Consider the following 4,814-nt stretch of genomic DNA (forward strand, 5'->3'; position numbering starts at 1 on the left):
TAAATAAAAGAGATAGGAGTGGGCAGTGTCTAGAAATATATCTAGTGTCAAAGCCTTTAACGAATTAGTGGAATGTGGCATAATTCCCCAGTCAGAAGTCACCGCATTTTACCAACCCCACCAGAATTTACAAGACGATGACGAAATCGTCATCGCCATAGAAACCTGGTTAAAACACCCATCTCGCAGTAAATTTTTAGCCAGTTATCAAGAAAAGCTGGAAAGACTCCGGAAAGGAAGCAGTGTACCCACAAGAGAAACAATCCCTGGCAATGTCAAATCTACCACAAAACCAAATCAACCCAGCGCGACTGTCAGTCAATTATTCCACAATGCCATGATTAAAGTTACCCAATCTAATAATAGTGGTAATAGTCAATCTTCGCCACCAAAGCCATGAAGGGAGTGGGGAGATTTGGCAGCGGATGGTTGATTGGTTGTTAGTGAGGATGGTAGTAAGAATAGCGGATGGTTGGTTGGTTTTTAACGATAACTAACAAAACCAATAACTAATAACCAACAACTAACAACCAATAACTAATAACTAACAACCAATAACCAACAACCACGAGTGAAAAACTTTACTCTCAGTCTAGTTGCATTTCATCTTCGCCAAACTCTCACCGATGCCCTCGATGAGGCAGATGCTGATGCTAATTTATTGTGGGAGACTTTAGCCAAACTAGGTGAAAAACAAATACCCTTTCCCGAATTAGCCAAAATCCGTACCCAACTCATTTGTTACCAAAATAATCAATATACACCCCAAGCCGAAGCAGGTGGACAAATATTCTGGTTAACTCATTCCGGCAAAGATTTAGATTTAGGTAGCATTCCCACACCCGAAGGTTTCAAAATTACTGCTAATCTCCAACCATTTCGCCTCCACGACACCTACGCCGCAGACTTAACCCTCGCCCCAGATAATCCAAATATTGATATTACTATCCCCCAAATCCAACACTTCAAACCAAATTACCTACTTCCCTCTCACATCCAAGCCTCAATCGGAACAACTTTATGGTTATACGGAGAAATAGATAGCACTATCGACAGTCAAGATTGGGCGGAAAAATGTGCAATCGCTTTGGTAGCGGGAAGTAACCTTAATCCCATCTTAGTCAATCAAGAATCACTATTTGATAGTATCTTATTTACCTTCAAAACCAATAATCCTATATGCCAAATACTAATATTACTCAATAACAGCCAAGCCGACACCATCACCCCCCTAGGTGAAACCTACGATAGCATCTTAAATCTACTTTGCTGTCACCATAAAATCTCTAAAATATACCAAGACTCGCGACAAAGTTACACCCAAACGCGCCAACTCTATAGTCAATTGGAAAAGAAAATCCAAGGCTACCCCAACCTCATCGCCGACACTACCGAAAAGCTAGCCAATCTCAAAAAATTATTAAGTCAAATACCAGAAGATGGGATTAACTATACTCGTTACCTCCGAGATATAACCGCCCACTATACCGCCATCGACACCAATACCAGAAATTACCGCATTTGCCTAGCTAATATTAAAGCCAAAGGTAATATCCCAAAATTCTGGGAAACTCTAAACGATATAACTTTCCACCAATGGCAAAATCAAATTAAAATTGATATAGATTATCTTACGCCAGGAGAAAACTTATTTGCCAGAACGATCGAGACGATTCGTGGTACAGTAGAGATAGAACAGGTAGAGTGCGATCGCGCCACAGAAGCCAATACTCAAGACAGACAAGAAAAACTAGAAATATTAATCGCTTTTATCGGTACAGCCTTAGCCGTCAGCGGTGTTTCCTCACAAGTCGCCACGAATCCTAGCCAAATTATTTATACTCAATTATGTCAGAAAGAATCACCCAAAAATGTCAAATTATTACCTTATTTAGGTTTAAGTATTATAGATTTATTGATTCATATATTTTTAGGAATTATGATAGCCATTCCCGTAGGAATATGGCTCAAACATAGAAAATAATCACATCAGCAATAACCGTATGGTGGGCACTCCCTACTAACTTCATCATCAGCTTTTCAAATTATTAGGAGTGCCCACCCCACATGAAACTACATGAAAATATAATCTCAGTATAAGATATTTACCCTTTCCGTGCCCTAAAATTGGTACATTGCTGAAAGAGATTAATTCCTCATAGCTAGAATAATCAATGAAAGCCATTGTCATTACCACCCCAGGCACACCGGAAGCTCTGCAACTAGTAGAAGTACCACAACCCCAAATCCAAAACAATACCGACATCCTCATCCGACTCCACGCCGCAGGGATTAACCCAATTGATACTAAACTCCGCAGCCGAGGTACTTTTTATCCTAATGAAATGCCCGCTATTTTAGGATGTGATGGTGCTGGTGTTGTGGAAGCAATTGGTGCTGCGGTTAAGCGATTTAAAGTAGGGGATGAAGTATATTTTTGTGCTGGCGGATTGGGCAAATCTGGCACAGGAAATTATGCTGAATTCACCGTTGTCGATGAACGCTGGGTAGCCCGGAAACCCACATCTCTTTCCTTTGCTGAAGCTGCTGCCGCACCATTAGTACTTATTACTGCCTGGGAATCATTATACGATCGCGGACGGTTGGAAGCTGGACAAAAAGTCCTCATTCATGCAGGCGCAGGTGGTGTTGGGCACGTTGCCATTCAACTTGCTAAAATTAAAGGTGCTGAGGTTTGTACCACTGTCAGCTCTCCAGAAAAAGCCAGATTAGCACGTCAATTAGGAGCAGACAATACAATTCTTTACAAACAAACCGATTTTGTCCAAGCTGTTCTAGATTGGACAGAGGGGGAAGGAGTAGATCTCGCTTTTGATACTGTAGGTGGTAAAATTTTCTACGATACGGTTCCAGCCGTGCGGGTGTATGGCGATTTAGTCACTATTCTCGAACCTAACCCAGCCGATGGTAATTTAAAAACGGCGCGATCGCGCAATCTCCGCATTAGCTTAGAAATCATGCTAACTCCAGCCTTACAGGGAATTGTTGCAGCACAACTCCATCAAACCGAAATTCTCGAACAATGTGCCAGTTGGATTGATGAAGGGAAGCTGAAAATTCACTTATCTCAATCTTTTACCTTACAAGATGCTCCTGCTGCGCATAAAGTGATAGAGTCAGGATCGACTACAGGTAAAATTTCTCTGATCGTAAAATAATAAGATATCTTGTTGGTTGTGGACAAGGGGCTTAAGCCCCTTGTTATTAGTTGTTTGGTATAATAAAAAACAAGACATTAAATAAATAACAAATAATTATCTATATGGATAAAGGGAACCAAATCATTGAACAATATGCCCAGAAAAAACGCAATTTTTCTGGTCTAAATATAAGTGGCGCTACCCTAATTACAGAAAAGCTAATTGCCGCAAACTTTAGCCATGCCGATTTGAGTAATGCTCTTTTATTTGGCACAGATTTAAGTCAAGCTCTATTATTGAATACTAATCTAAGTGGTGCTATTCTCGTAGCAGCGATTCTAACAGATGCTATCATGATTGATGCTAATTTAATTGATGCGAACCTGAGTGGAGCCAAATTAATCGGTGCTAAATTAATCGGCGCTCAGTTAAATGGTGATAAGTTAGTTGGAACTAACCTCCATCATGCTAATTTGAGTAATGCGGATTTGAGTAATACTAACTTGTTTGGTTCTAATTTCAGTAGCGCAGATTTAAGTAAGACTAATCTGAGTGAGGCTAACTTGATTGAAGCTGACCTGAGTAATGCTATATTATTGGGTGCAAACTTAAATAAAGCAGATCTAAGTCGTGCTAATCTCAAAAAAGCAGATTTAAGGGGTGCTAACTTGAGTGGCGTTAATCTAAGCGGTGCTTATTTGAACTTAAATTCACCTGAATTAATCGCAGAAATTTTACGCCAAGCTGCTGGAGAAGAACAAAACAAACAAAAACTACCCGAATTAATTCTCAGGTATCGCCAAGGATGGGAATTCTTGAAAAAACTGAATCGCCCTTTGGCAGAATGGGGAATGGACACAATCAGAGCCATCGCATCACCAAATCAAGAATTCCAATAATTATTTGTTATTTATTATTTGTTATTTATTATTTATTGTGGGCTAATAAATTCATAATTAATCAACAAAAACTAATAACCAACAATCAAAAACCAACAACCAATAACAATTAAACTTTTGCTTCCAAAGACTTGAGATATTCAGTATTGACACCAGACTCGCGGATGAGAGAAATCTTACCAGTCCGAGCAATTTCTTTAAGACCAAACTTACTCAGTACCTGGACAATTGCCACCATTTTACCAGGATCGCCAACTACTTCTAGAGTTAGGGAATCTTCAGCGATATCAACAACTCGCGCCCGGAATACCTGAGCTAATTCAATAATCTCCGAACGCGACGAGCTATTAGCATTAACCTTTAGTAGCATCAACTCTCGCTCGACACAAGGTACAGTAGTAATATCCTGTACTTTCAGGACATTAATCAGCTTGTAGAGTTGCTTAGTTAGCTGTTCGATAGAACTTTCATCACCCGGAACCACCATAGTAATCCGAGAAATACCAACCTGTTCCGCCGGACCAACAGCTAGACTTTCAATATTGAAGCCCCGACGGGCAAATAAGCCAGCAATTCGGGTTAAAACCCCGGCTTCATCTTCAACTAGAACCGAAAGGGTATGTTTCATCAGAGTCAAAATTCAGGCAGCACGCACTCACAGAGCCAAACGTTGATAGGTATTTTGGCATGGGATTTTATATTATCGCAGCATTAGGCGATCGCAAAAAGAAGATGGGGAGTGGGGAGTGGGGAG

Annotated in this window: 5 protein-coding genes; 4 read left to right on the plus strand and 1 reads right to left on the minus strand. The window is 40.3% G+C overall.

What is annotated here, in order from left to right:
- Positions 1-25: 25 nt before the first annotated feature.
- The 4 genes from NJ959_RS25575 to NJ959_RS25590 all read left to right on the plus strand — a co-directional run bounded on the left by NJ959_RS25575 (position 26) and on the right by NJ959_RS25590 (position 4,060).
- A complete protein-coding gene (locus tag NJ959_RS25575) occupies positions 26-400 on the plus strand; it encodes a hypothetical protein (RefSeq protein ID WP_254014579.1) in 375 nt (124 codons plus the stop codon).
- A gap of 171 nt (positions 401-571) precedes the next feature.
- Entirely contained in the window at positions 572-1,984 is a 1,413-nt protein-coding gene (locus tag NJ959_RS25580) for a hypothetical protein (protein WP_254014580.1), read from the plus strand.
- A 190-nt stretch (positions 1,985-2,174) separates the two neighbouring features.
- On the plus strand, positions 2,175-3,179 hold the full coding sequence (locus NJ959_RS25585; protein WP_254014581.1) for a zinc-dependent alcohol dehydrogenase family protein: 1,005 nt from the start codon (positions 2,175-2,177) through the stop codon (positions 3,177-3,179).
- Between the two features lie 104 nt (positions 3,180-3,283).
- A complete protein-coding gene (locus NJ959_RS25590) occupies positions 3,284-4,060 on the plus strand; it encodes a pentapeptide repeat-containing protein (protein ID WP_254014582.1) in 777 nt (258 codons plus the stop codon).
- A 109-nt stretch (positions 4,061-4,169) separates the two neighbouring features.
- Here NJ959_RS25590 and ilvN read toward each other — a convergent pair whose 3' ends face one another.
- Positions 4,170-4,688, minus strand: a complete 519-nt coding sequence (gene ilvN / locus NJ959_RS25595; RefSeq protein ID WP_254014583.1) for an acetolactate synthase small subunit — start codon at positions 4,686-4,688, stop codon at positions 4,170-4,172.
- Positions 4,689-4,814 lie beyond the last annotated feature (126 nt).

The sequence above is a fragment of the Limnofasciculus baicalensis BBK-W-15 genome (assembly GCF_024178385.1).
Lineage (GTDB): Bacteria > Cyanobacteriota > Cyanobacteriia > Cyanobacteriales > Coleofasciculaceae > Limnofasciculus > Limnofasciculus baicalensis.